This is a genomic window from Brevibacillus sp. AG (assembly GCF_028369215.1).
In the GTDB taxonomy this organism is placed as follows: domain Bacteria; phylum Bacillota; class Bacilli; order Brevibacillales; family Brevibacillaceae; genus Brevibacillus; species Brevibacillus porteri.
Genome location: NZ_JAQMYO010000001.1, coordinates 561,805 through 587,405, shown reverse-complemented (window position 1 = coordinate 587,405; position 25,601 = coordinate 561,805). Strand labels below are relative to the sequence as shown.

Sequence of the window (25,601 nt, the reverse complement as noted above, 5' to 3'; positions counted from 1 at the left end):
TCCTCTTATGAAAAAAGGCAGCAGTGGCTTTTTCAGCGCCAAAGCTGCCTTTCTACTTTTCCATTGATACGAGCTGTTTGATGTTACATGCGACGATACTTCCACTCAGCGAGCATTTGGTTGAGAGATTCCCTGTATAGGTCAATTGCTTCCAGCGTCTCATGGAATCGCTGGATAACGAGCTTACTTTGCTTCAAACTGTCAATTTGTATTCCTTTTTCTATGACATTCTTTAATGATAGGATTCGCTCTAAATTCTGTAAAATCTCTTCTTCAATTGCGTTTGATGCCATGATGTAATAGCTCACACGGTCACCTGTCACACTCTTTTTTTCCGCGAATCCAATTTTTAAAAGAATGCGCATATTGGTAGACACACTTCCTAGACTGACTTGCAATGTAGTGGCAATCTGCTCGGATGAAAGGGGTTCCTGAGAGACCATCAACAGTCCAATAATCCGGCCAGCAATTCTGGATAATCCTTGATTTTCGTGATGGAGAGCCATTTCTTCAATCAATTGCATCGTTTCTGCCGTTAATTTGTCCAACTTCATGACTCCTTTTTCCTCGTGTTTCCCGATTTCCATGCTTTTGTCTATTATACTACCAATAGTCATCGCTTTCTTCAGAAAATACCAAAAGAAAATGCGCCTGCTCTGCTGACAGGCGCTCATGTCACTCATTATTTTAGTGGCGTGGCAGTGCTTTCATGGGTTTGACGAAGGTACTCCATGATCATCAAGGCAGAACCTAGCTGGACACCGCACAATTCGCGCAGCGGACGCATCGACCAGTTAAAAAAGGAGAGTAGCTCTTGCAAGCCTTGATCCAGCCATTTTTCTGAATCTGCTCGAATCTCTGAAAGGGTGATTTTGTCAGGCTGGGCGTCCAGCATGCGGATCATCATGCTGCAACAGCATAGAGAGCTCCATAAAGTGCGTAGTTTCAAGTCAAACATTTCAGCTACTGTTGCGAAGCGCGCTAAAGCTGCATCACTTTCAGCTGATTTTAAATGATGGGAGCGAGTTTCCTCCATACCGATCAGAAAATCCTCTACAGATCGCTGAAATTTGGTTGGTACCGTTATGAATGCCTGTGCGCTTTGGTACTGTTTGGATAAAAAAGCAATCTGTTCCCCTTCCAGTTTGGCTATGTCCAGCGTAGCATCCTTGTAGTTATGAGTAGTTTCAGTTTTATCTCCCATCCTTGGATCCGTAAACAACGATATTTCCGAAACAAGGCAAAAGGTACGGTAACGTGACCCAGCATAATCGCGGGATGAGCCACCCATGAGGATTGCTTTCGCAGGGTCTTCTCCAGTAGGTAGGATACTTTGGTAGTAATCGTACATGGTAGACAGCTCAGGCAGCTGATAAAAACCAGCTTGAATAGGGGGCATGAATGGTGCCTCAGGTTCGCCGATCATCAGCGGTAATTGATGATCATGGGTCAGTTTTATGATCTGTTGGCACAATGCATCGGGAAGAGGAGTCGATACATAATAAAACGTTCCAGTTTGATCGGAGCTGTGCAAGCTGTTGAGGAAATGCGGCTTGGCTTCATCAATCGCCCGCATAAATGCAACGGTTTCCGGTATGGGCTCGCTGAAGCTGAACGTTTTATACGCATACGGGAATGTCCATTCAGCTTGTTCGAGTAGACTGGGACGATAGTAGCTGCGGATGTAATAATCTGGAGAAAACGGGCCACCGTACCAACCTTCATTCAGTCGGCAGCCATCTACATCGATTTCCTTGATGATATAAAAGGTATAATCCATTTGCTCTAATAGGGCAGTATCCTCACATAGCTTTTTGCTGAGATACTCTAGCGATAGAGCTCCAATTGGCTCATTTGGATGCGGACAACCGACGAACAACGCGCGATGCTGGCCATTTCCAATTCGCAGCATGAGGATGGGGTGTCCTTCCGTTGAGTGACCGATGGTACTGAGGGTAACAAGATGTGGATAGGCGGCTGCTAATTCACGGGAAGAGGCGTCCAATTCATCGATGGTTAGAAAATGTGAGAAATCAGGCATATCTTGTAGCAGTTTTTGAATGGAATTAGTCAAGCTCCTCACTCCTTTTGAGATGGATAAGAAAGGATGAAACAAAAGCGATTCCTGCACCTACTAGCAACAGGGAAAAACCGGCTTGAAAGGAGTACGCCTGAATGAATGCGCCCATCGCGATTGGTGTAAAAATACTTGCCAGTTTTCCTCCGGTTAACAGAATTCCACTAGCAGTGCCCAAAGCATCTGAGGGAATGATACGCATGGTAAGTCCAAGAATAGGTTGAGTGGTAAGGGATAGAAAAAACAAAGAGATCGACTCAAACAACAGAAACAGGTTGACATTGTCAGATAGGATCATAAGCGTAAGGAAAATCGTTGAGAACAGAAGGGACGGAATGACCATCGTTCGAAACTTTTGATGAAAATAACGGTCAAACAACCAACCGCCTGCCAAATAGCCAAGCATCGAAATGAGAAGAGGAAGCGATGCATATAAGCCTGATTGGGTAATAGCGAGATGTTTTTCAGTTGTTAAGTAGGTAGGTACCCATGTCAAGCATCCAACCATCACGATTTGAATTCCGCAGAGCATACTTGTTAGTTTCCACAAATGCCCGTTACGTAAAAGAGATAGGAAAGGGATAGGTTTCGATTTTGATACTGAGCTTGAAGGTTGTTCAATTACGAAAGGGCGGGGAAGGAATATCCAGAGAATGGGGGCCAAGAGCAGGCCGATTGATGCTGTAACAAAAGTAGCTTCCTGCCATCCCAGTATCGCAATCAATGGTGCTACCAGAAAAGGGGCAAGTCCAGTCCCAATTGGTTCGGCTGATGAAACGATGGATAATGTGGTCGTACGGATGTTTGCAGGTGTTCGTTCGGCAATCGCTTTTAACATAGCAGGCATTAGTGGGGCATCGATAAACCCCAACAAAAAACGGACAACGAGTAAGGCAGCAAAACCTGTGACCGCCCCTGTAAGCGCAGTCAATATTGCCCACAGTACCAAGCTGATTACAATAATTTGCTTCGATCCTCGTTTATCAGCAATGATCCCTCCCGGAATGGTAAAAATCGCGAAGCCTAAAAAATAAACACTGATGATCGCACCTTGCTCCACTGGATTCAGATGAAATTCCTCTCCAATAAGTGGTAGTGCCATAATGATGCTGTACGAGCCAAGAACCCCTACGAGTATAGTGACAAACAAGAGCACAGCACTAATCGAAGCAGACTTTTTCATGTGCATCACTTCCTAAAAGATGTTATGTGTATTATCTTAATTATTTTCAGTTATTTTAGTCAATACTGAAATTACTGAAATGAATGTCGTTTGAAAAAACTCCTAGCCAACTCTGAAACCATGTTACAATATGAGAAGGGATTTGTTTCCACTACAAAAAATGTGATAGAAATGAAAACAGCCCCTAAATATATGTATGGAGTTGAAGGAAATGCCCCAGCTTAGGGATATCATTACTCCCGTACATGAGTGTCTTTCCCCCGAACATACCTTGTCTGATGCTATTCAATTCGTACAGCGGACCAAATGGGATACGATTCCTGTTACCGATGAGCATCAAAAATTGCATGGAGTATTGACCAGAAGCAGCCTCAATCAAGCCATTCTGGATGGACAACCATTAGCGAGCGCCATTCATTCCCTCATTAAAAAAGACGTCATTTGGACTCACATTGACAGTTCAGTAGGAGACATCCAAGAAATCATTCAAAAATCAGAAGTGGGGAACATCGTCATTTTGAATGATGACCACCAAGTAACCGGAATGCTTACCAAAACGGACATCATTTTCACATTGTTTCGAGCAACGAGTTCTTTGAAGGATCAACTGGAAGAAATTCTGGTACGATCAGAGCTCGGCGCGATCATCACGGATGATTCTGAACGGATCACTTTCGCCAATCAGAAAATTTGCAATATGATAGGGCTGACACAAGCAGAATTGCTCCAGCGTGAGGTAACTTCGCTCATTTCAGGTATTCAATTAGAGTCCATGGAGCCTTCCGATCATTATCGGCTGCAACTGGGGAATAGTCACGCCGTTACTCGTATTTCTCGCTTTGGGAAAAAAGGGTGTATCCTTCTGTTTCAAGATGTATCGCAAGTGGAAAAAATGGCTCAGGAGCTACAGAGCGTAGTCAAATGGAAGAGTATCTTGCAGACGGTCATCGATAATGCGTACGAAGGTCTGATCATGATCAATGAATGGAAAGAAGTTAACTTCGTGAGTCCATCTTTACTTGAGCTTTTTGAGTTTGAAGAATCGCAAATTTTATATAAGCCAATCCATGATGTTCTCCCTCAATTGGGACTCGACCGCGTCATGAAATCAGGTCTACCAGAATATAGCGAGATGATGCAGGTAAAAGGCATCCGATATACCGTGCATCGCGTCCCCATTATGCAAGACAACGAAATCATCGGGGTTATCGGGAAAATCTCGTTCCGTGGTCTGCACGAAATGAAAGAAGTCGTACGTAGACTGGAAAAGAGTGAAAAAGAAGAGAAGCAAGCCCCACAAGCGCAGCACGAGACCTCCCGATTCTCATTTGAGCAGATTCTCACACAGGACCCTCAGATGGAGAAAATTATACGCAGTGCCATGAAGACAGCCAAAGGAAACTCGACTGTTCTGATCAGAGGCGAGAGTGGAACCGGAAAAGAGTTGTTCGCCCATGCGATTCACAGCATGAGCTGGCGTAGCAATGGCCCATTTGTAACAGTCAATTGTGCCGCGATCCCGGAGCATTTATTAGAATCAGAATTTTTTGGATATGAAGAAGGAGCCTTCTCGGGGGCAAGGCAAAAAGGGAAAAAAGGAAAGTTTGATTTGGCAAATGGGGGCACCCTGTTTCTAGATGAAGTGGGAGATATGTCGCTGCAGCTTCAGGCGAAAATGCTTCGTGTTCTCCAAGAAAAGGAATTTTACCGTGTGGGTGGAACAGAGCGTATCCAGGTCGATGTGCGCATTATAGCAGCAACGCATCGTTCCCTGGAGGAAATGGTTCGAAATGGGGAATTCCGAAACGATTTGTTTTATCGATTAAACGTCATCTCTTTTGAAATTCCGCCACTGGCGAAAAGGAAAAAAGATATTTTGTTGTTTATTCCTTTCTTCATGGAAGAATTGAATCGCCTGAATGGGACAAGCATTATCGGAATTGACCCGCTGGCTGAAAAAGCCATGATCGACTATGATTGGCCTGGCAACGTACGTGAACTTCGAAACGTAATGGAGCGCGCCATGCTGTTCAGTGAACACGGAAAAGTTGAGCTAGCGGATTTACCCGAATACATGTTGGGTCATGGAAAAAATGAAATGACCGCATTCTCATTTGATTCAGAGAGCACCCTTATGGAAAAGGCAGAAAGAGCTGCTGTACAGCAAGCGTTGGAGAAATCGGGCGGTAACAAATCCAAGGCAGCTAAATTACTGGGAGTAAGCAGATCTGTGTTATATGATCGTCTGAAAAAATACCAATTAAGTGTACAAGAGTAAATCATGGATGACTTCTGGATGAAACGGAAGTCATTTTTTTATGGCTACGTGTCTGTATTTTTTACATCTGTCTGTAAGGGGTGTTTAGTCGCCATACATAACAACATCCATCCAAACGGTAAGGAAGAATAAGAAAAGACTCATGTATGATTGGCATAACACTTGCTTTTTCTGAATTTTGCGTCTAATTATAATTTTTACTACGAAGGAGGGGAGTTTTGGGATGAGATGGATAGTTCTAGCACTCATGTTTTTTGCCTACGTCATTAACTATGCGGATAAGGCGATCATTGGGTATGCAGCAGACCCTTTGATGAAGGAGCTTGGCTTAAATAGTGCCCAATGGGGGATGGTCGGGAGCAGTTTTTACTGGTTATTTGCCATCGCAGCTTTACTTGGAGGGACATGGTCAGATCGGATCGGCACTTCGAAAATGATCGTAGTTCTATTGCTTGCTTGGACCGTTCTGCAGTTTGGCTCCTATGCCATCATGACCTTGCCGATGCTGATCTTGTATCGGTTATTGTTGGGGGCTTTTGAGGGGCCATTTGGGCCGGTTGTGATGAGCCATGCTGCCAAATGGTTTCCTCCCGAAAAACGAGGAATAGCCTTTGCAGTCATCGTCTCTGGTGCCAGTGTTGGCGGAATTATTTCAGCGCCCATCCTTGTCGCGATGATAGAAAAGTATGGCTGGCGTTTGACCTTTGCACTCTTAGGTGTAGTAAGTCTGGTTTTGGCTTTCGTCTGGTTGTTTGTTGATCGAAAAAACAAGAATCACCCGAGTAATCAAATGGCACTATCCAAGGTAAAAAAATTGAGATGGGCAGATATTTCTCCCGTGTTGCGCAATCCAGCATGTTTTCTCACCCTTACATTGGCGTTCTCTGCTTTTTGGCTATCCACTTGGTTGCTTATTTGGCTTCCACTGTACTTGACAAAAGTGCTGCACTTAGAGCCGATGAACATGGCTTATGCCGTCGCTGGAAGCGGTGTTGCCGCTACAGTCATGGTATTGGTGCTATCATCCTTTTCCGATCATCTTTATAAGAAGTCTAAGAGCGATTTCAAATCGCGGGTTCTGGTTTCAGGGATCGTCACGCTTATTGGTGGACTATCTCTCGCCTTTATGCCGGTATTTGATTCTTTTATCTGGATATTTGTTGCTTTGTGTTTAGCAAAAACATCGAGTTACAGCATTGCTGCAGTTGGACCGCAAATACTGATTAAGCTCATGCCTGAACGAGCTGGTTTTATGACAAGTATCTATTCGTTTATTACCAATATAGCCTCCATCGTTGCTCCGCTCATAACAGGAATCTTAGTGCAAGCAGCGGGCAATAACTTTGTGCTCGGATTTCATTACTCGCTTTACGTCATCGTGGGCCTCTTCATTGTAACGGGGATTCTCTTTTTAGTGTTTGTCAGGCCGGATCAACCGTCCAAAGATATTCCGCTTCAAGTGGAGTCTGTGTAGGTGTCTGAAAACAAGATAATTGCGTTGAATTACCTGTTTGAAAATCAAACAATCCGATATTTTTCGTGTTGTTTTTGTATAAGGAACTACTTTTTTGGTGTTGGCATGACATTTGCTTTCTCTTCTTACAAAACAAAATCGACAGGGAAGGAGAGACAGCGATGAGTCTGGTCAATGTTGAAAAACGGGAGAAAATCGCGATTGTCACCATCGACAATCCACCGATGAACGCATTGAGTGCTGGGGTCAAAGAAGAATTGCGAGTCATATTCGCTGAGCTCCATGCTAGCGCCGACGTGCTGGCAATCATTTTGACAGGAGCTGGGCAAAAAGCATTTGTGGCGGGAGCCGATATCAAAGAGCTGCCAAAACGAATCGGAAATCCAAATTTGCTTCCTCAATTTATGGAGAATCACAATTTTTTTAACAGCATTGATTATTCTCCGAAACTGACGATTGCTGTTATAAATGGATACGCACTGGGAGGTGGCTGCGAGCTTGCCTTGACATGTGATCTGCGCATTGCGGAACAGCACGCATTTATTGGGGTGCCAGAAGTGAAGCTTGGGCTGCTCCCTGGGGCAGGCGGTACACAGCGTTTACCACGCCTGATTGGAGAGGCGAAAGCAAAAGAATTGTTGTTTACAGGTGAGCATATTACCGCAGATGAAGCCATGCGGATTGGCTTGATCAATCGTGTCGTACCCACTGGCGAGGGACTGGTAGCAGCGCTGACTCTTGCGCAAAAAATTTGCCAAAACTCGCCTTCTGCTCTTCAGCATATAAAAAAAGCAGTGGATGAAGGGATGGAGCTACCTTTTCAGCAGGCACTCAAGCTAGAGGCTGAGTTATTCCAAGATTTGTTCTTGAAAGAAGACGTAAAAGAAGGCGTACAAGCGTTTTTAGAAAAAAGGAGCCCGCAATTTCAAGGGAACTAGACAATAAAGGAGAGAAGGGCAATGGATTTCAAAAACAGTGTGGTAGCAGTTACCGGCGGTGCTTCAGGTCTGGGAGAGGCTACCGTGAAAAATATCGTAGCGCATGGTGGAAACGCACTCATGATGGATGTCAACGATGAGAAGGGAACCCAGCTCGCAGAAGCACTAGGCGACCAGGTTCTTTATGTAAATACAAACGTCGTCGAAGAAGCGGATGTCAGGTCAGCATTAGACCAAGCGGTTGAAAAATTCGGTAAAATAACAGCGGCCGTTAACTGCGCAGGTATCGGCGGTTCACAAAAAACGTATGGAAAAAACGGTCCATTCGATCTTGCACTTTTTACCAAAATTATTCAGGTCAACTTGATCGGAACTTTCAATGTCATTCGTTTAGCGGCAGCGAAAATCAGCGAGAACGAACCGAACGAGCAAGTGGAAAGAGGGGTTATCGTCAATACGGCATCTGCTGCTGCCTTTGAAGGACAAATGGGTCAGGCTGCCTACAGTGCGTCAAAAGGCGGAGTGGTTGGGATGACGCTTCCCATTGCAAGGGATCTATCCTCGCTTGGCATTCGTGTCGTTACGATCGCGCCAGGTCTTTTTGAGACACCGATGCTAGGCAGGGCTCCCGAGCATGTTAAGCAAGCACTAAGCGCTATGGTGCCGTTTCCGCAGCGGTTAGGACAGCCGAATGAATTTGCCCATCTCGTTCAAAGCATTATCGAAAACCCGATGTTAAACGGGGAAGTCATCCGTTTAGATGGTGCACTGCGTATGCAGCCAAAATAATCGAAAATAAAACGAAGTCTGGAGGAGAATGCAGATGAACATTTTAGTCTTGTTGAAACAAACCTTTGATACAGAAGAAAAAATCGTGATACAGAACGGTCAGATAAATGAAGAAGGCATCGAGTTTATCGTGAATCCTTATGACGAGTATGCTGTCGAGGAAGCAGTCAAGCTCAAGGAAGAAAACGGAGCAGAGGTCACCGTGATCACCGTTGGCCCAGAGCGTGCGGAGGGTGCTCTTCGAACCGCACTTGCGATGGGAGCAGATAAAGCGATACTCGTCGATCCAGGTGAAAACGAAGCGGATGAATACACCATTGCTAGTTTGATTACGGCAGCGATTAAGGATCAAACATTCGATTTGATTCTCGGGGGCAATATGTCAGTAGATACCGGGGGAGGACAGGTTGCGATTCGGGTTGCAGAGGCATTAGGTATCCCACACGTATCTACGATTACGAAACTTACAATCGATGGTGACAAAGCAACCGTCGAAAGAGACGTAGAAGGCGATATAGAGATCATCGAAGTCGGTCTTCCACTCTTGGCAACAGCTCAGCAAGGGTTAAACGAGCCGCGCTACCCGTCTTTGCCAGGCATTATGAAAGCGAAGAAAAAGCCAATGGAGCGTTTGACTCTGGAAGATTTGGCTCTTGCAAACGATGAGAGAAAGGCCCGCACAACGATTGTCGAGCAGTATTTGCCTGCCAAGAAGCAAACAGGTCGCCTATTGAACGGAGAAATCAAGGAACAGGTAATCGAATTGGCACAACTGCTGCGTACAGAAGCGAAGGTCATCTAAAGAAAAAAGGAGAGGATTAACCATGAGCAAAAAGGTTCTAGTGCTTACCGAAGTAAAGGATGGAAAATTACGAAATGTATCTCTCGAGGCATTAACTGTTGCGAATCAGGTCGCGGCAGGGGGAGAAGTCATCGCGGCGTTGTTCTCGCCGAATGAGGAAGCGTATGTGCAGGATATCAGCAAATACGGAGCCAGTACCTTGTATGTAACGAAAACAAGAAGGAATGGTGTTCGCAACCCTGCGTCCCAATAATTTTGAAATCATAGAGACAGCTGTGCAAACCGCGATCGTAGATTTTCAGCCAGAAATCACTGATCTTCGTACCATCATCAAAGAAGTCGTGCGAAAAACAGCAAGCGGTATCGATCTCAGCGAAGCCAAGATCATCGTCGCTGGTGGACGCGGCGTGAAAAGCGGGGAAGGCTTTCAACCCCTGCAAGAATTGGCTCAGGCACTTGGCGGTGCAGTAGGAGCGTCCCGTGGAGCTTGCGACGCGGATTACTGCGCTTACTCCTTGCAGATCGGACAAACAGGAAAAGTAGTGACACCCGATCTGTATATTGCGTGTGGCATCTCAGGGGCTATTCAACACTTGGCGGGAATGTCCAACTCAAAAATTATCGTGGCCATTAACAAAGACCCGGAAGCACCGATCTTTCAAATTGCCGACTACGGAATCGTTGGAGACTTGTTTGAAGTCGTTCCACTGCTGACAGAAGAATTGAAGAAAGTTCTCGTATCATAATCCCAGGAACTGTCTGGAAAATTCCTCACCAAGATCGACATTCTGATGATGAAAATGCGTGAACGAATGATCGGAGGGCTTTCTTGATGGTTGATGTTACGGATCATATTCAACAAATATTCGAGTTACAAAAGAAACATCAGCATGTTGTCAAAAGAACCAATGCCGCAGAACGTATACAAAAAATTACAGAAACTAAAAACAATCATTCGTACGCAAACTCCTGCTATTTTACAAGCGCTTCAACAAGATTTGAAGAAGCCTTCTTTTGAAGCCGTCACAACAGAAGTGCTCGGTGTCATTCATGAGATTGATCGTTTTATCGCCAGCTTGGAACAATGGATGCAGCCTGTCGAAGTCGCTACACAAAGCATGGGAGCAACTGCAAAAATAATTTTGGAGCCAAAAGGACAGTGCCTGATTTTCTCGGCGTGGAATTTTCCATTTTACTTGCTGTTTCTTCCGTTAATTCCTGCGATTGGGGCAGGGAATGTATGTATCTTGAAGCCTTCTGAAATGGCGCCAGCAACCAGCCGACTTGCGTCGAAAATCGTTCGCGAGGTGTTCGAGGAATCTGAGGTTGCCATCTTTGAAGGGGGAGTGGATGTTGCAGAAGCTTTGCTAACCCTTCCATTTCACCATATCTTCTTTACCGGGAGTACTTCGATTGGCAAGCATGTCATGCAGGCAGCTGCGAAACATCTGGCATCCGTTACGTTGTAGCTGGGCGGCAAATGCCCTGTGATTGTCGACGAGCATGTTGATTTAGAGAAAATGACTCCTCGCATCGCATTTGGCAAATTTGCGAATGCCGGACAAATTTGCCTTGCACCAGACTATGTTTTTGTCAAAGAGCATCAACTTGAAGAATTTGTTCAGCATGTTGAAGCGTATGTCCAACGTAGCTATTTTGAAAATGGACAGCTTACCCAAACAGATATGGCCAAAATTATTAATGAACGTAATTTGCAGCGTTTGCAAGATTTGTTGGAGGATGCTGTCTCCAGAGGGGCGAAAGTACGATTTGGTGGTACGATTGAAGATGGAAGAATTCACCCAACACTCGTAACGTACGTCCCTCTAGAAGCGAAAATCATGCAAGAAGAAATATTTGGACCGATTATGCCAGTCCTGACGTATACCGATTTGGATGAAGTGATCGAGTATATGGATTCAAAGCCCAAGCCTTTAGCTTTGTACATCTTCAGTGATCATCAATGTACTGTGGTCTGCTAGCCAGAACAACTTCTGGAGGAGCAACCGTGAATGATGTCATGCGGCATATGGCGGAACCGAATCTTCCTTTTGGCGGAATCAATGAGAGCGGGATTGGACGATATACGGGTGTTTATGGATTCAAGGAATTTTCGCACGAACGCGGTGTTCTCTTCCAAGCACCAGTGGGAAGCAATCCGTTGGAGGAATTTGCACTTGCTCCCTATAAAGGAAAGCTAGAGACGTTGATGAAAAGATTGAAATAATCGGATCTGCATGATTACGTTCTTTTCGAGGGGTGAGTCGCTTGAATAAACCTTGGCTCGCATTTTATCCTCAAGAAGTTTCGCACGAAGTAGAGATTCCATCCATAACCATTTATGATGTGCTAGAACGAACGGCTCGTCTACATTCTTCTAATATCGCAATCTCTGACAGCGAGAGAGAAATCACCTATTTACAACTAAAGGAAGCGTGTGAACGGATTGCTTCTGCACTTTATCGACGCGGTTATCGAAAGGGTGATCGCATCGGGATCATGGTTCCAAACAGCATGGAATATGGGCTATCCTTTTTTGCTATTCAGCGTTTAGGGGGAGTGGTTGTTCAGGTCAACCCGAATTTTCAGCCTGCCGAGTTGGAACATCTGCTCAAAGATTCAGAAGCGACAGGGGTCATTGCCTTTCGAGAACAGAAAGAGAAGCTGAAGAAAACCGGATTAGCTGATCAAGTGACATTCATCGCAGCAGATCGGGAAATTTTTGAGGAAGACAATCTGCATCATTGGATTCTTCATGAGAGTCCCGACCTGCCGGAAAAGGATGTACAACCTGAAGAGCTTGCTGTCCTAACGTATACAGGAGGAACCACCGGCAGATCAAAAGGCGTCATGATCACACACACAAATATGATAGCGAATCTCTATCAATCATACGAAACAAATAAGTCCGTATTAAGTAAAGCTGGTCATTGTCAGCTAGGAATTAGTCCACTCTACCACGGTATGGGGCTGTTCAGCTTCGTTCAATTTGTCAAAATGGGGGGCGAAGTACGTTCCTGTCGCAAAATTTGAGATGAATCGTATTCTGGAGTTGATCCGCAAACATCGGCCTACCTATTTTACTGGTTCGCCTACGATGTATATTGCGATCTTAAACCATCCGGACTTGCAGAAAGACGACCTTTTGTGCTTTCAAATGTGTATAGGCGGTTCAGCTCCTTTGCCTGTTGAAGTGATGAAAAATTTTGAACAAAAAACAGGCGTTCCGATTATCGAAGGTTATGGCCTTTCGGAAGCGACATGTGCAGTGATGCGCAATCCACTGATTGGGCAACGAAAAGTAGGGAGTGTTGGTCTACCGCTTCCCAATTCAGATGCAAAAATTGTAGACACAGCTACCGGAACAAAAGAGATGCCGGTGGGAGAATCAGGGGAACTGATTGTAAAAGGCCCACAGGTCATGAAAGGATACTGGAAGAATCAACAAGAGACAGAGCGTACCATACGTGATGGCTGGCTGTATACAGGTGATATCGGGACCATGGACAGTGAGGGGTATTTCTATATTGTAGGACGAAAGAAAGATATGATCATCACGGGCGGCTTTAATGTATACCCGGTAGAAGTAGAAGAAGTCATTTACCAGCATCCGGCCGTGTTGGAGGCGTGCGTCTACGGTGTTCCTGATCCATATCGTGGCGAGACGATTAAGGCCGTCATTGTTCTCGGTAGACAAGCAAATGTGACGGAAGAAGATATTCAGAGCTGGTGCAGAGAACGCCTGACCAGATATAAGGTTCCTCGCTTGATCGAATTTAGGGAAGCGCTTCCAAAAACGCATGTAGGTAAAATCCTGCGTAGCAAATTGGTAGAAGAAGAACGGAATAAACAAAATATCTGATCAATAGAAATGAGGGGTGTATGCACATGAGAGCTGCTGTTTTAGAAGCGTTTAACGAGCCTTTGGTCGTAAGGGAAATCGCAGATCCGACACTGACTCCGGATGGGGTCATCATTAAATTAGAAGCAACAGGCGTATGCCGGAGTGACTGGCATGGGTGGACAGGACATATGAGTATGATTCAATCCTTTCCGCATATTTTAGGGCACGAGATGAGTGGAGTGGTGGAAGAGGTCGGAAAAAACATACGCAATTTCAAAAAAGGTGATCGAGTGATTGTGCCATTTAATATCGGCGATGGGGTATGTCCGCATTGCGTCGCAGGTCACCACAATGTATGCGATAACCTCAAATTGGTCGGCTTCGATTTGAATGGCGGATTTGCGCAGTATATTCATATCGGAGAAGCAGATCAAAATCTTATGCATTTGCCTGAAAGCATTGATTTTATAGAAGCAAGTGCGATGGGCTGCCGTTTCATGACTGCCTACCATGGAGTCATCACGCAAGGAAATGTGCGTCCTGGTGAGTGGGTAGCCGTGTATGGCGCTGGTGGTGTAGGACTATCTGCTGTTCAAATTGCTGCTGCTTCAGGAGCGAATGTCATTGCGGTGGACATCGCGGATGATAAACTGGCCTTTGCGAAAGAGCTGGGAGCAGTGGCTGTCGTAAATAGCAAGCAAGTGAACGCTCCAGAGGCTGTGCGGGAAATAACAAAGGGCGGTGCGAACGTCTCCATTGAAGCGCTCGGTATCCAGGAAACGTTTTTGAATGCTCTCTTGAGTCTCACGAAGCGAGGAAGACATGTCCAGATTGGTATGAGTTCGAATCCGAATGGAGGTCTTACTTCCGTCCCTATTAACTTTTTACTCCGGCAAGAAGCGCAGATTATTGGATCGATCGGCATGCCTTTGCCTGAATTTTCAACGATGCTTCGCTTAGTAGAAAGCGGGCGCCTTTCACCCGGGAGATTGGTAACGAAAACAATCTCCTTGGAAGAGATAAATGCATCATTCGAAGAAATGAATACGTATTCCGGTGTAGGAGTTACGGTAATTAACAAATTTTAGGATGAAACGCCGCGCTTTACGGGCTATCGCTCTTGCCGTAGTGATGGTCTTGCTGCTTTTACCAAATGCATACAACTAGGAGCCCATGGACAAAATATCCAATGAAAATTCAAAAAATAAACATCTGGAGGTATATAAATGGCAGATTTGAAAGTCAATCAGTCATTACCTGCCACGTCTTTTACGAAAAAAGCACAGGAGGCCGTTTATGCCTCTCTCCCTTTTGAAGACAAGCAAGATTTCGAGGATGCTAATAGAGGTTTCCTCGCCCCCATAGAAGCAAAAGTCATAAAAAATGAGGCTGGAAAAGTTGTTTGGGACATCGAAAAGCTCGGATTCCTTGATCAGCCTGCACCCGATACAGTCAATCCTAGCTTGTGGAGAAATTCGCAGTTACATGCGATTACAGGGTTGTTCAAGGTGGTAGAGGGCGTTTATCAAATACGTGGACAATCCATCGTCACGACCTTTTTCATCGAAGGAAAAGAGGGAGTCATTGTTGTTGATACGTTAGCCGGTGTAGAATCCATGCAAGCCGCGATGGAGTTATATTATCAGCATCGACCTAAAAAACCGGTTACCGCGATTATTATCAGCCAAAGTCATGGAGACCATTTTGCTGGTACCGAAGCAGCACTTCAGTATGCGAAAAATCCCGAAATCCCCATTATCGCACCACAGCATTTTACAAAAGAAGCGTTGAGCGAAAATGTACTGCTTGGTACGATCATGGCCCGGCGTGCAGGGTTTCAATTCGGGAAAAATCTACCGGTCAACGCTACAGGAACGGTTTCTGTCGGGATTGGCCCGGTGACCAATTCGGGTAAGTTCAGCTTTGCGCTGCCCACAGTTGATATCGTAAACGAGACGCAGACCATGGAAATCGACGGAATGACCTTCGAATTTTTATTAACACCCCATACAGAAGCACCTGCAGAAATGCATTTCTATATCCGCGATTACAAAGCTTTGTTTGTCTCGGAAAATGCCAATAAATCCATGCATCAAATCTACACCGTAAGAGGAGCAAAAACACGAGATGCTTTGTTATGGGCAAACGCCCTGGATAAGACGATTGACTTGTTTGAGGCTGAAGAAGTGGATGCCCTGTTGATGATCCACGCTTGGCCAGTATGGGGTAAAGAAAACGCCATTGCCCATCTGAAAATGCAACGCGATCTGTATAAATATATGCACGATCAAACGGTGCGTTTAGCCAATCATGGATATACGATGGATGAAATAGCAGAAACAATCAAGCTTCCGGACGCACTGGATAAATACTGGGGAAATCGAGGGTACTATGGAACGCTAAAGCATAACGTAAAAGGAATCTACAACTTTTATCTCGGCTATTATAGCGCGCATCCTTCTGATCTAGATCCGCTACCACAGGTGGAAGCTGCCGAGAAATATGTGCAGTACATGGGTGGCGCAAGTAACATTTTGCAGCAGGCAAAGGCTGATTATGAAAAAGGCGAGTATCGTTGGGTTGCGCAAGTAGTAAAGCATGTGGTCATGGCTGATCCCACTCATACTGAAGCCAAAAATTTGCTGGCCAATACGTTTGAACAATTGGGCTACCAAGCGGAATCCGCGAACTGGCGAAACATGTATTTGGTAGGAGCCGCTGAGCTGCGCAATGGGGTAAATAAGGACAATTCTCCAACTGATGTATCAGGAATCATTACCTACATGCCCATTTCGGATTTCTTAACACTGCTAGCTGTGAAACTCAACGGTCCGAAAGCAGAAGGCAAAAAGTTTACGATGAATGTAACGATCATAGATGCAGACCAATCGTTTGCTATGTACCTGGAAAATTCGGTTCTCGTGAACAAAGTAAATAAGCATGACGCTCATCCAGACGCTTCGCTAGTAACGGATCGAGTGACTTTCTTTGCATTGATGCTTGGTCGTCTATCACTTGATCAAGCCAAGGCAACGGGAAAAATAGAAGTAACCGGTGATGCGACGCCAATCAACGCTTTTATAGCATTATTGGACGAATTTGATCCATTTCCCGCTATAGTGACACCTGAATAAAAGCTCAGCGAGTTGACCCTTGAGCAATCAAGGGTTTTTACTTTGTTCGTCCAGTGTTGATGTGTATAGATTTTGTACAACTGTTCTAGATGTGTACGATTTACTTGCGCATAAAATTTATATCGCATGCATTTCATTCAAATAAGAACGGAAGCTATCTTTGGCACGGCATTTGCAAATCAGATAAGCCAACAGTGTCACAGTGCAACAGCAAAGCGAGGTGAGAGTATGTCCATTACGGACCCCCAAAAACGGATACAAGCAGGATTTGAACGACATCTCGGCATTCAAATTACGCATAGGGAAGAAGGACATGTGGTAGTCGAGCTGCCAATTACATCCGAATTGTTGAACGCCGGTAATTTGTTGCACGGAGGTGCCATAGCGAGCTTGCTCGATCACGTGATGGGTTTGACAATCCGATTTCAGACGGAGTACAGCCTGGTAACGGTCAATTTAAATATTCATTATTTGGCCTCTGCCAAAGAGGGTGATCTCGTTGTTGGAACAGCAAAAATTCGCCATATAGGCAAAAGCCTTGCCACAGCTGAAGGAGAGGTACGAAACAATACAGGCAAACTGCTGGCGATAGCGAGTGCTACCTTTAAGCTTTTATCTACCAACTTGAATGAGGTGAAAAAATGAGCTTGTTGCGAGGCTATAAAGTTCTCGATTTCTCAACTTTGCTGCCGGGACCTTTTGCAACAACGATGCTAGCAGATCTGGGAGCAGAAGTGCTACGTGTGGAATCGTTCACCCGACCGGACAGTATCAGGCAAGGCAAACAAGTAGATGGGGGTGTAACAGCAGCCCATGGCTACTTGAATCGCTCGAAATCTTCCATCGCGCTTGACCTCAAAAAACAAGAAGCCGTAGATATCGTGAAAGAGCTCGTGAAAGAATACGACATCGTCCTTGAGCAGTTCCGTCCAGGGGTCATGGAACGACTCGGCCTTGGATTTGAGGCACTGCGAGCGATCAATTCGCGACTGATCTACTGTTCGATCACCGGATATGGTCAGACTGGTCCGTACCATAATCGACCTGGGCATGACAACAACTACTTGTCTATTGCAGGAATCAATGAGTACTCCCGGCGAAAAGGATCGCCTCCGTCTCCGCATGGTTTTCATATCGCAGATATTGCGGGTGGTTCGCTCCACTCCGTGATTGGGATGCTGGCTGCTTTGCTGCATCGCGAGCGGACGGGCGAAGGTCAATACATTGACGTCAGCATGACGGATGCTGCATTCGTACTGAATACGATTCATGGAGCTGGTTATCTTGCGTGTGGAGTAGAGCCTCAGGCAGAGGTCATGCGGTTAAACGGCGGGATCTTTTACGACTACTATGAAACAAAAGATGGACGGTATTTTTCTGTAGGCAGTCTCGAACCTCAATTCCGTAAGCTGCTATGCGAAGCGATAGGTGGCGCGGATCTGTTGCCATTGTCTTTCAGTGAATCTCCAGACGATGTCCAAGCTTTTAAAAATTACGTTCGCAACGCATTTCGAGCGAAAACCTTCGCGGAATGGACAGCCATTTTTCAGGAGATAGAAGCGTGTGTTGAACCCGTACTTACTTTTGCAGAAGCGTGCGAGCATCCGCAATTGAAAGCACGTGAGATGATTGTGGATGTACCGAAGCCGGACGGAACCACACAGCGACAATTTGGTTTTCCGATCAAATTTTCCGCCGCCCAACCAGAATATAAGCATATCGGAAGCAAACTCGGTGAGCATTCGATTCTCGTACTGAAATCTCTGGGTTATACCGACGAACAAATTGCAACGCTTAAAGAAAACGAGGTTTTTGCGTATTGAAAGTGTATGGATTTTATACAGTTCTATCATTATTTTTGTATGCAGCACATACACAATGAACGAAGAGGCTTTGACAGAGTCGATCATTGGCGAAAAAACGTGTTGGCACGACATTTGCTAAACCTAATAGTTGTGAAATGTGAAATGGTTAGTGATCGTCCAAAGGGGGAAGAGGCATGAGTCGAAAAACAAAAGTCATCGGTGTAAATATGGTACCGTTTACAAAGCCTGGCTCGCATGAACCGTATGAGGTGATGGCATCCAAAGCGGTCAAAGGCGCATTGGAAGATGCGGGCATTCACTATTCGGACATCCAACAAGCTTATGCGAGCTATGTATATGGAGACAGTACATGTGGTCAAAGAGCTTTGTATATGGTCGGGATGACAGGAATTCCGATCATTAACGTCAACAATAACTGCTCTTCCGGTTCAACTGCGCTATTTTTGGCGAGGCAAGCAGTCGAATCGGGTATGGTAGATTGCGCACTGGCAGTTGGTTTTGAAGAAATGAAACCAGGCGCATTAGCAAGTGTCTGGACAGATCGGACTCCTCCGTTAGGCTGGACACAAAATCGCTTAAAAGAGCTGTGGGCAGACGTGCCGGATTCCGCTTCGAATGCGATCAAGATTTTTGGTTCAGCAGGAAAGGAATACCTTGAAAAATATGGAGCTAACCCAGACATTTTTGCCAAAGTATCCGTGAAAACGAGAAGTCACGCGATTCAAAATCCGTATTCTCTTTTTCATAAGCCGCTGACGGTGGAAGAGGTATTGAACGCCCCAGCCTTAATGCCTCATTTGACACGTCTGATGGCTTGCCCTCCAACCTGCGGAGCAGCGGCAGCGATTGTATGCAGTGAAGCCTTCGCGATCAAGCACGGGATGACGAATGCCGTAGAAATTGTGGGTCAGGCGCTCACAACAGATACCGATGTTACACATGAATCTATCCTCAATCTAGTTGGTGCTGATATGACCCGACGTGCAGCGGAACAAGTCTATGAAATGGCCGGGATCGGTCCGGATGAGGTCAACGTGGTAGAGCTACACGATTGCTTCACACCCAATGAGGTCATCACTTACGAAGGCTTGGGCTTGTGTGAAGAAGGCGGGGCCGAGAAGTTCATCCACGATGGCAATAACACATACGGGGGAACCTACGTTGTCAATCCATCTGGCGGTTTAATGTCAAAAGGTCATCCGTTGGGAGCAACCGGTCTCGCACAATGCACAGAGCTGGTCTGGCAGTTGCGAGGTCAGGCAGACAAACGGCAGGTAGAAGGGGCACGCGTCGCTCTCCAACATAACTTGGGCCTTGGCGGAGCTTGTGTCGTTACGATGTATCGTATCGGCTAATCCATACAAATCGGAGGGATGATTCATGTCTCAAACCATTCCAGCATCGAAACCAGCGACGTTCGATTTATTCAAAAGAAATCGACCTTTTCTCACGCAAGAACATGAAATGTTTCGTACTTCTCTTCGCAAGTTTTTGGAAAAGGAAGCCGTACCGAACATTGAGAAATGGGAGGAAGAGCAATTCACTCCACGCGAGTTTTATCAAAAAATGGGCGAACAAGGATTCCTCTGCCCGCAAGTTGCTCCTGAGTACGGCGGACTTGGACTCGATTTTGGCTTTAACATGGTTCTGGCCGAAGAATTGAGTCGGGTTGGAGTAGGCGGCTTAGCAAGTATGAGCAGTTCGATCATCGTTCCCTATTTGGAACGCTATGGTACCGAGGAGCAGAAGAAAAAGTACTTGCCCAAATGCGTATCTGGCGAGATTACGACAGCGATCGGCATGACGGAACCAGGCATCGGCTCCGACTTGGCGGGGATGCGGACAACGGCCGTGCGAGATGGAGACTACTATATCATCAATGGACAAAAAACGTTCATCTCTAATGGATTCAATGCAGGGCTGTTCTTTATTTGCGTCAAGACAGACCCAACTGCCACTCCTGCTCACAAAGGGATCAGCATCCTCTTGGTTGAGGACGGTACACCGGGTTTTTCTCGCGGTCGCAAATTGAAGAAATTGGGGCAGCATTCTACTGATACGGCAGAGCTGATCTTCGAGGAGGCACGTGTCCCTGTATCCAATCTGCTTGGTGAGGAATGCAAGGGCTTTTACTATTTGATGGATAAGCTGCAACAAGAGCGGATCATGATTGCAATCGGGGCTTTGGCTGTTGCCGAAGAAATGCTAAAGTCGACGATGGCTTATGTAAAGGAAAGACATGCTTTCGGAAAACCGATCAGTTCCTTTCAAAACACTCAGTTCGAAATTGCCGAAATGGCGACCGAAGTCACCATGGCACAGACCTTTCTCGATGATCTGACAAACCGGCATATGAAGGGCGAAAATGTAACGACGCAAGTCTCCATGGCAAAGTGGTCGATTACCGAAATGGCGCGGCGTATGTCCGCCCGATGCCTACAGCTTCATGGCGGATACGGCTTCATGGAAGAGTACTCTATTGCCCGCCGCTATCGAGATGTCGCTGTCATGCCGATCTACGGTGGTACGACAGAAATTATGAAAAACATTATCGCGAAAAATCTCGGGATGTAGGCAAAAAACTGTTAGCCTTAACCACCTGAAAATCGCTTTAGGAGGAGAAGTTGGCATGAAGGAAGCTGAGATTCGACCCTGGCATGCGTTTTATCCAGACGGAGTTTCCCCCCTCGTGGAAATTCCGTCCATCTCCTTGTATGAATTTTTCAAGCGGACGGCAAGTCAATATCCCGATGAAAAAGCAGTAATAGACGGAGGAAAAACGTTTACCTACTCCCAATTGAAAGAGGTCGTGGATCGGCTGGCAGCAGCTCTCCAGCACCGGGGTTTTCAAAAGGGAGATCGACTAGCCATCATGCTACCTAACAGTATCGAGTATGTGATTTCCTTATTCGCTATACTCCGATTGGGCGGAATCGTGGTACAGGTAAATCCGATGTATACGACTCACGAACTGAAGCACATCCTAGAAGATTCCGGTGCGATTTGGTTCGTGAGCGAGGGCGTGCAAGGAGCCAAACTGGAGCAAACCGGAATGACTGAATCGATCACTTTCCTTCAAGTTGACACTCTGTCCGATGAGAGCGGAACCTTCTACCAATGGATTTCGGAAAACCACGCAGACGCTACAAATGTGGAGATTGCGCCAAGTGAAGATGTAGCACTTCTGCAATATACAGGTGGAACGACTGGTCGCTCGAAGGGTGTCATGCTCACTCACGCCAATCTGATCAGCAATGTTTTTCAGAACTTTCCTGTCATTTCAAAGCAATTGCAAATCCCCGGCGAAAGACTGTTAGGTATTGCACCTTTGTTTCATATATTTGGCATCGTGACCTTGAACAGAATCATGATGTTAGCGGGCACGTATATCATTGTGCGTCGTTTCAAAGTCGATCAAGCATTAGAAGTCATCCGTCAGTACCGCCCGACCATTTTTCCGGGCATGCCTACCCTCTATGTTGCGCTGCTGCAACATCCAGACTTGAAAAAAGATGACCTATCCAGCTTCAAACTGTGCCAATCCGGAACAGCGCCATTGCCAATCGAGGTGGCGCAGCAATTCAAGCGAAAAACCGGACTGAACATCATAGAAGGGTATGGTTTGTCAGAGGGTCTGGTCACACATGGCACACCGACTGCAGGCGCCATACGAGTAGGGACGATTGGCATACCGCTTCCAGAATGTGATGCAAAGATCGTGGATGTAGTAACAGGCAGGCACGAATTGCCCCCAGGCGAAACCGGGGAATTGATTGTCAAAGCGCCAAGCATCATGAAGGGATATTGGCGAAATCCAAAGGAAACAGCAGCTGTATTGAAGGACGGATGGCTCTTCACGGGTGACTTGGCAACGATGGGGGAAGATGGCTTCTTTTCGATTGTGGGACGAAAAAAAGAGATGATCATCGCAAGCGGCTACAACGTATATCCCTCGGAAATTGAAGAAGTGCTTTATCAGCATGAGGCAGTCAGCGAGGCTTGCGTTTTCGGCATACCAGACCAATACCGAGGAGAAACGGTAAAAGCGGTCATCGTACGGAAGTATCCAGGTGTCACGGAAGAGGAGATTCTCGAGTGGTGTCATCAAAGGCTGGCTCGTTATAAAGTACCGCGCATCATCCAATTTCGAGATGAGCTGCCAAAATCGGCTGTCGGGAAAATTCTCCGCAGAGTTTTGGTGGACGAAGAAGTTAGAGCGGGAGGAGACTCATGAACAAACAAAAAGACGATCGAGTTGGGATCAAGCTAGAACCCTTTACTTATAAAGTGGAGCGATGCAAAGTCAGAGAGCTATTGTGCGCACTCGATAATAATCAGTCCGTTGACGTAGAGGACGGGTTCATTCCCCCAACTTTTCCTACTATCATCGAATTTTGGGGTACGCAAAAGTCCATTTCGAAGATTCTTGGTCTGAAAATTGAAAAAGTTCTCCATGGAGGACAGGAATATGAGTACCGAGGCAAAATCAGAATCGGGGATGACATAACTGTTTATGGAGAAGTGGAGGACGTATACACAAAAGCGGCCATGACCTTCGTCGTCATCAAAAAAGAGTTCGTCAATCAACATGGTGAAACCGTCGTCGTTGGACGCTCGACCATCATCGAAAGGCACTAGGGGGTGAATGAACATGATCGGTAAACCATTCGAACCGCTATATAAAGAGGAAATCACACATAGCCAACTCGTACGATATGCCGGGGCCTCAGGTGATTTCAATCCTATTCATACGGTAGTGCCCGTTGCCGAAGAAGCAGGGCTTGGTGGCGTCATCGCACACGGCATGATGATCATGGGCTTTGTCGGGCAAGCCATCCATACGTGGTTTCATGCAGATGATCTCCTGAAGTTCTCCGTTCGGTTTCGAGGCATGACGCGACCAGGAGAAAAAATCATTGTTAAAGGCTCCGTAGTAGCTGAAAAGGAAGATCGTTGGCTATGTGAAGCAGAAGCCGTCAATGAAGGAGGAGAAGTAAAGGTTAGTGCCCAGTTTGAAGTTAGAAAAGGATAACAGGGGAGGATATCAATCATGATCAGCTTTCAGGTTTCTGAAGAAATCAAAGAGGTAATCTCCGCGATTTATCGATTCGTTGAAGTAGAAATTGAACCGCTTCGCAAGAAATATCAAAAAGAGCTGGAAAATGAAAGATATTTTTACGACGAAAACGGCTTGTACTCACCTGGGATACAAGAGGCGTTGAAACAAGTTCGCTTAAAATCAGCAGAAGCTGGATTTTACACGATGTTTGGTGATCCTGAGCTGGGGGGAACGGGAGATGAATTTGGACCGATCGCTGTTGCTTTGATTCATGAAGCCATCTTGAAAAAATACGGGCTAGATCCATTAGTCATGGAGATTTTCCCTGCTGGTCTGTTTACAGGCGGACTGACACCTGTGCTGTTGGGCATGCACCCTGATACCAAGGCAGTGCTATTACCCAGTATCGCAAAAGGTGAGGCTACCTTATGCTTTGGTCTGAGTGAACCAGACGCAGGCTCAGATGTATGGGCAATCAAAACGAAAGCGGTGAAGGATGGCGACTACTGGGTTCTAAATGGTACGAAGCAGTGGATTACGAATGCGCATTACGCTAAATACGGGATTATTTTTGCTGTGACCGATCCGGAATTGGTGGAAAAAAGAAAGGGCGGAATTACCTGCTTCCTTGTCCCATTTGATGGAAAAACATGTGTAGCTACCTCATCTATTCCGTATATGGGACACTTAGGCTCGCGCATAGGCATCATCTCCATGGAAAATGCGAGAGTACATGAAAAGTTTATTATCGGGGACTTGCATCAAGGGTTCGGCAAAGCCTTGCACGGCGTTGATCTCGGAAGGATCGTCATGGCAGCATTATGTGTGGGTGCAGCACAATGGGCGTTGGACAAAGCAATCCAATACGCCAATGAACGAAAGACGTTTGGCGTCACGATTGGGAACCATCAAGCGATCCAAATCATGCTTGCAGATTGCGCGATGGAGATCTATGCGGCTCGAAATATGCTGCTTCACTGCGCTTGGAAAATGGAAAATCAAGAAAAGCTCCCGCTTAAGGAAATCTCGATGATCAAAGCTTATTGCACAGAAATGGTGCAAAACGTCGTCGACAGATGCATGCAAATCCACGGCGGCATGGGCTTAACGAATGAAATGAAGCTGGAAAAAGTATGGAGATGGGCAAGAACCTTGCGAATTCCAGACGGTACGACGGAAATCCAAAAGCGTACGATTGCCAGACGCTTGCTCCAAGGCGATCAAAGCTTTCAGTAGAACTGGAGGAACGAAATGAGATTTCAAGGGAAAGTAGCTATCGTCACTGGCGCAGGAAAAGGAATTGGCAAATCGATCATCCAAAAATTCGCCCAGGAGGGAGCACTGGTTACCGTAGCCGATATTCATAGCCAACTTTGTGAAGAGACTGCTTTCGAAATCAACCGGGCTGGGGGACGTGCCATCACTTCGGTAGTGGATGTAACCAAAGCCGAGGATACTGAAAAGTTAATCGAAAAGACCGTACAGGCGTATGGCAGAGTGGACATACTCATCAACAACGCAGGAATCGTACGGGATATGAAAATCACAGACATGCATGAGGATGATTGGGATCAAGTATTGGATGTATGTTTGAAAGGTGCCTTTCTTTGCGCGAAATATGCTGCTCCATATATGATCGAGCAGCAATACGGGAAGATTGTCAATATTTCATCCCGCGCCTACCTGGGAAATCCAGGCCAAGCAAACTACTCCTCCGCAAAAGCAGGAATCATTGGCTTAACCCGATCACTTGCCAAGGAGCTAGGAAAGCACAACATAAATGTGAATGCGATTGCACCTGGTCTTATTGAAACAGAGACGTTAAAAAGCCATCCCAAATACGAAAAGATCAAGGAACTGCAAAAAAGAGACACGCCGATTCCACGAGTTGGCTTACCTGATGATGTAGCGAATGCTGTTCTGTTTTTCGCTTCTGACGAGTCTTCCTATATTTCAGGTGATATCCTGCATGTGTCCGGAGGACGATTCGGTTGAAAATGTCTGAACAATGCTTATACTTCGAAGATTTTGAGGTAGGAACATGCTTTACATCTCCGTCCCTGATCGCTTTGTTAGGTATTCAATCCTGGCGATTTCTCGGACCGCTCAAAATAGGCGACACCATCCATTTGGAAGTCGAAATTGTAGAAAAAGAAGAAACGAGCAAGCCTGAAAGTAGACCAACCTGATACAAAGA

The 25,601-nt window shown here is 45.9% G+C and carries 24 protein-coding genes and 2 pseudogenes; 23 read left to right on the top strand and 3 right to left on the bottom strand.

Annotation, left to right across the window (positions count from 1 at the left end; genetic code table 11):
* Positions 1 to 83: 83 nt before the first annotated feature.
* From POF51_RS02475 to POF51_RS02465, 3 genes are all read right to left on the bottom strand, one after another.
* Positions 84 to 554 (bottom strand): GbsR/MarR family transcriptional regulator, encoded by a 471-nt coding sequence (locus POF51_RS02475; protein ID WP_069845487.1) that lies wholly within the window; start codon positions 552 to 554, stop codon positions 84 to 86.
* Positions 555 to 682: 128 nt separating this feature from the next.
* Complete coding sequence (locus POF51_RS02470) at positions 683 to 2,083, bottom strand: M14 family zinc carboxypeptidase (protein WP_244521694.1); 1,401 nt, start codon at positions 2,081 to 2,083, stop codon at positions 683 to 685.
* Complete coding sequence (locus POF51_RS02465; protein WP_069845102.1) at positions 2,067 to 3,260, bottom strand: MFS transporter; 1,194 nt, start codon at positions 3,258 to 3,260, stop codon at positions 2,067 to 2,069. The genes POF51_RS02470 and POF51_RS02465 overlap by 17 nt, the downstream gene beginning before the upstream one ends.
* Before the next feature lie 211 nt (positions 3,261 to 3,471).
* Between POF51_RS02465 and POF51_RS02460 the strand changes: the two genes are divergently transcribed.
* The 23 genes and pseudogenes from POF51_RS02460 (at position 3,472) to POF51_RS02355 (ending at position 25,593) form a co-directional block, all read left to right on the top strand.
* Complete coding sequence (locus tag POF51_RS02460) at positions 3,472 to 5,538, top strand: sigma-54-dependent Fis family transcriptional regulator (RefSeq protein ID WP_069845101.1); 2,067 nt, start codon at positions 3,472 to 3,474, stop codon at positions 5,536 to 5,538.
* A gap of 223 nt (positions 5,539 to 5,761) precedes the next feature.
* Entirely contained in the window at positions 5,762 to 7,012 is a 1,251-nt protein-coding gene (locus POF51_RS02455) for an MFS transporter (protein ID WP_069845100.1), read from the top strand.
* Between the two features lie 161 nt (positions 7,013 to 7,173).
* A complete protein-coding gene (locus POF51_RS02450; protein ID WP_069845099.1) occupies positions 7,174 to 7,950 on the top strand; it encodes an enoyl-CoA hydratase/isomerase family protein in 777 nt (258 codons plus the stop codon).
* Positions 7,951 to 7,971: 21 nt separating this feature from the next.
* On the top strand, positions 7,972 to 8,739 hold the full coding sequence (locus POF51_RS02445) for a 3-hydroxyacyl-CoA dehydrogenase (RefSeq protein ID WP_069845098.1): 768 nt from the start codon (positions 7,972 to 7,974) through the stop codon (positions 8,737 to 8,739).
* Positions 8,740 to 8,773: 34 nt separating this feature from the next.
* A complete protein-coding gene (locus POF51_RS02440) occupies positions 8,774 to 9,541 on the top strand; it encodes an electron transfer flavoprotein subunit beta/FixA family protein (protein ID WP_069845097.1) in 768 nt (255 codons plus the stop codon).
* Positions 9,542 to 9,563: 22 nt separating this feature from the next.
* Positions 9,564 to 9,794: a hypothetical protein gene (locus tag POF51_RS32150; RefSeq protein ID WP_442869500.1), complete on the top strand. Its 231-nt coding sequence runs from the start codon at positions 9,564 to 9,566 to the stop codon at positions 9,792 to 9,794.
* Positions 9,766 to 10,287, top strand: a pseudogene (locus POF51_RS02435) (electron transfer flavoprotein subunit alpha/FixB family protein); the annotation flags it as partial. The gene POF51_RS32150 and the pseudogene POF51_RS02435, both read left to right, overlap by 29 nt.
* A gap of 93 nt (positions 10,288 to 10,380) precedes the next feature.
* A pseudogene (locus POF51_RS02430) lies at positions 10,381 to 11,523 on the top strand (aldehyde dehydrogenase family protein).
* A complete protein-coding gene (locus tag POF51_RS02425; protein WP_271753634.1) occupies positions 11,505 to 11,768 on the top strand; it encodes an aldehyde dehydrogenase family protein in 264 nt (87 codons plus the stop codon). Before POF51_RS02430 ends, POF51_RS02425 begins: the two are co-directional and overlap by 19 nt.
* A gap of 41 nt (positions 11,769 to 11,809) precedes the next feature.
* Positions 11,810 to 12,574: a class I adenylate-forming enzyme family protein gene (locus POF51_RS02420; protein ID WP_271753632.1), complete on the top strand. Its 765-nt coding sequence runs from the start codon at positions 11,810 to 11,812 to the stop codon at positions 12,572 to 12,574.
* Between the two features lies 1 nt (position 12,575).
* Positions 12,576 to 13,403, top strand: a complete 828-nt coding sequence (locus POF51_RS02415) for an AMP-binding protein (RefSeq protein ID WP_271753629.1) — start codon at positions 12,576 to 12,578, stop codon at positions 13,401 to 13,403.
* Between the two features lie 26 nt (positions 13,404 to 13,429).
* On the top strand, positions 13,430 to 14,473 hold the full coding sequence (locus tag POF51_RS02410) for a zinc-dependent alcohol dehydrogenase family protein (RefSeq protein WP_069845095.1): 1,044 nt from the start codon (positions 13,430 to 13,432) through the stop codon (positions 14,471 to 14,473).
* Between the two features lie 138 nt (positions 14,474 to 14,611).
* Entirely contained in the window at positions 14,612 to 16,519 is a 1,908-nt protein-coding gene (locus POF51_RS02405; protein WP_069845094.1) for an alkyl/aryl-sulfatase, read from the top strand.
* Positions 16,520 to 16,747: 228 nt separating this feature from the next.
* Entirely contained in the window at positions 16,748 to 17,164 is a 417-nt protein-coding gene (locus tag POF51_RS02400) for a PaaI family thioesterase (RefSeq protein ID WP_069845093.1), read from the top strand.
* Positions 17,161 to 18,342 carry a CaiB/BaiF CoA transferase family protein gene (locus tag POF51_RS02395; RefSeq protein ID WP_069845092.1) on the top strand — a complete coding sequence of 394 codons (1,182 nt, stop codon included), beginning with the start codon at positions 17,161 to 17,163 and terminating at the stop codon, positions 18,340 to 18,342. The genes POF51_RS02400 and POF51_RS02395 overlap by 4 nt, the downstream gene beginning before the upstream one ends.
* Positions 18,343 to 18,518: 176 nt before the next feature.
* Positions 18,519 to 19,700, top strand: coding sequence for a lipid-transfer protein (locus tag POF51_RS02390; protein ID WP_069845091.1), 1,182 nt, complete (start codon positions 18,519 to 18,521; stop codon positions 19,698 to 19,700).
* Between the two features lie 25 nt (positions 19,701 to 19,725).
* Positions 19,726 to 20,919 carry an acyl-CoA dehydrogenase family protein gene (locus tag POF51_RS02385; RefSeq protein ID WP_069845090.1) on the top strand — a complete coding sequence of 398 codons (1,194 nt, stop codon included), beginning with the start codon at positions 19,726 to 19,728 and terminating at the stop codon, positions 20,917 to 20,919.
* Positions 20,920 to 20,974: 55 nt separating this feature from the next.
* Positions 20,975 to 22,579, top strand: a complete 1,605-nt coding sequence (locus tag POF51_RS02380) for a long-chain-fatty-acid--CoA ligase (RefSeq protein ID WP_069845089.1) — start codon at positions 20,975 to 20,977, stop codon at positions 22,577 to 22,579.
* The gene (locus POF51_RS02375) at positions 22,576 to 22,983 is read left to right on the top strand and encodes an FAS1-like dehydratase domain-containing protein (protein ID WP_069845088.1); all 408 of its coding nucleotides are present in this window, start codon (positions 22,576 to 22,578) and stop codon (positions 22,981 to 22,983) included. Before POF51_RS02380 ends, POF51_RS02375 begins: the two co-directional genes overlap by 4 nt.
* 13 nt (positions 22,984 to 22,996) lie before the next feature.
* On the top strand, positions 22,997 to 23,377 hold the full coding sequence (locus POF51_RS02370) for a MaoC/PaaZ C-terminal domain-containing protein (protein ID WP_069845087.1): 381 nt from the start codon (positions 22,997 to 22,999) through the stop codon (positions 23,375 to 23,377).
* Between the two features lie 18 nt (positions 23,378 to 23,395).
* Entirely contained in the window at positions 23,396 to 24,640 is a 1,245-nt protein-coding gene (locus POF51_RS02365) for an acyl-CoA dehydrogenase family protein (protein WP_271753619.1), read from the top strand.
* 15 nt (positions 24,641 to 24,655) lie between these two features.
* On the top strand, positions 24,656 to 25,399 hold the full coding sequence (locus POF51_RS02360) for an SDR family NAD(P)-dependent oxidoreductase (RefSeq protein ID WP_069845086.1): 744 nt from the start codon (positions 24,656 to 24,658) through the stop codon (positions 25,397 to 25,399).
* Positions 25,396 to 25,593 carry a hypothetical protein gene (locus tag POF51_RS02355; protein ID WP_069845085.1) on the top strand — a complete coding sequence of 66 codons (198 nt, stop codon included), beginning with the start codon at positions 25,396 to 25,398 and terminating at the stop codon, positions 25,591 to 25,593. Before POF51_RS02360 ends, POF51_RS02355 begins: the two co-directional genes overlap by 4 nt.
* The last annotated feature ends 8 nt before the right edge of the window (positions 25,594 to 25,601 follow it).

Excerpts from the sequence above, each read along its gene's own strand:
- POF51_RS02475 (WP_069845487.1), bottom strand. The coding sequence starts at position 554 with ATGAAGTTGGACAAATTAACGGCAGAAACGATGCAATTGATTGAAGAA.
- POF51_RS02465 (WP_069845102.1), bottom strand. The coding sequence starts at position 3,260 with ATGAAAAAGTCTGCTTCGATTAGTGCTGTGCTCTTGTTTGTCACTATA.
- POF51_RS02460 (WP_069845101.1), top strand. The coding sequence starts at position 3,472 with ATGCCCCAGCTTAGGGATATCATTACTCCCGTACATGAGTGTCTTTCC.
- POF51_RS02455 (WP_069845100.1), top strand. The coding sequence starts at position 5,762 with ATGAGATGGATAGTTCTAGCACTCATGTTTTTTGCCTACGTCATTAAC.
- POF51_RS02450 (WP_069845099.1), top strand. The coding sequence starts at position 7,174 with ATGAGTCTGGTCAATGTTGAAAAACGGGAGAAAATCGCGATTGTCACC.
- POF51_RS02445 (WP_069845098.1), top strand. The coding sequence starts at position 7,972 with ATGGATTTCAAAAACAGTGTGGTAGCAGTTACCGGCGGTGCTTCAGGT.
- POF51_RS02440 (WP_069845097.1), top strand. The coding sequence starts at position 8,774 with ATGAACATTTTAGTCTTGTTGAAACAAACCTTTGATACAGAAGAAAAA.
- POF51_RS32150 (WP_442869500.1), top strand. The coding sequence starts at position 9,564 with ATGAGCAAAAAGGTTCTAGTGCTTACCGAAGTAAAGGATGGAAAATTA.
- POF51_RS02425 (WP_271753634.1), top strand. The coding sequence starts at position 11,505 with ATGTACTGTGGTCTGCTAGCCAGAACAACTTCTGGAGGAGCAACCGTG.
- POF51_RS02415 (WP_271753629.1), top strand. The coding sequence starts at position 12,576 with ATGAATCGTATTCTGGAGTTGATCCGCAAACATCGGCCTACCTATTTT.
- POF51_RS02410 (WP_069845095.1), top strand. The coding sequence starts at position 13,430 with ATGAGAGCTGCTGTTTTAGAAGCGTTTAACGAGCCTTTGGTCGTAAGG.
- POF51_RS02405 (WP_069845094.1), top strand. The coding sequence starts at position 14,612 with ATGGCAGATTTGAAAGTCAATCAGTCATTACCTGCCACGTCTTTTACG.
- POF51_RS02400 (WP_069845093.1), top strand. The coding sequence starts at position 16,748 with ATGTCCATTACGGACCCCCAAAAACGGATACAAGCAGGATTTGAACGA.
- POF51_RS02395 (WP_069845092.1), top strand. The coding sequence starts at position 17,161 with ATGAGCTTGTTGCGAGGCTATAAAGTTCTCGATTTCTCAACTTTGCTG.
- POF51_RS02390 (WP_069845091.1), top strand. The coding sequence starts at position 18,519 with ATGAGTCGAAAAACAAAAGTCATCGGTGTAAATATGGTACCGTTTACA.
- POF51_RS02385 (WP_069845090.1), top strand. The coding sequence starts at position 19,726 with ATGTCTCAAACCATTCCAGCATCGAAACCAGCGACGTTCGATTTATTC.
- POF51_RS02380 (WP_069845089.1), top strand. The coding sequence starts at position 20,975 with ATGAAGGAAGCTGAGATTCGACCCTGGCATGCGTTTTATCCAGACGGA.
- POF51_RS02375 (WP_069845088.1), top strand. The coding sequence starts at position 22,576 with ATGAACAAACAAAAAGACGATCGAGTTGGGATCAAGCTAGAACCCTTT.
- POF51_RS02370 (WP_069845087.1), top strand. The coding sequence starts at position 22,997 with ATGATCGGTAAACCATTCGAACCGCTATATAAAGAGGAAATCACACAT.
- POF51_RS02365 (WP_271753619.1), top strand. The coding sequence starts at position 23,396 with ATGATCAGCTTTCAGGTTTCTGAAGAAATCAAAGAGGTAATCTCCGCG.
- POF51_RS02360 (WP_069845086.1), top strand. The coding sequence starts at position 24,656 with ATGAGATTTCAAGGGAAAGTAGCTATCGTCACTGGCGCAGGAAAAGGA.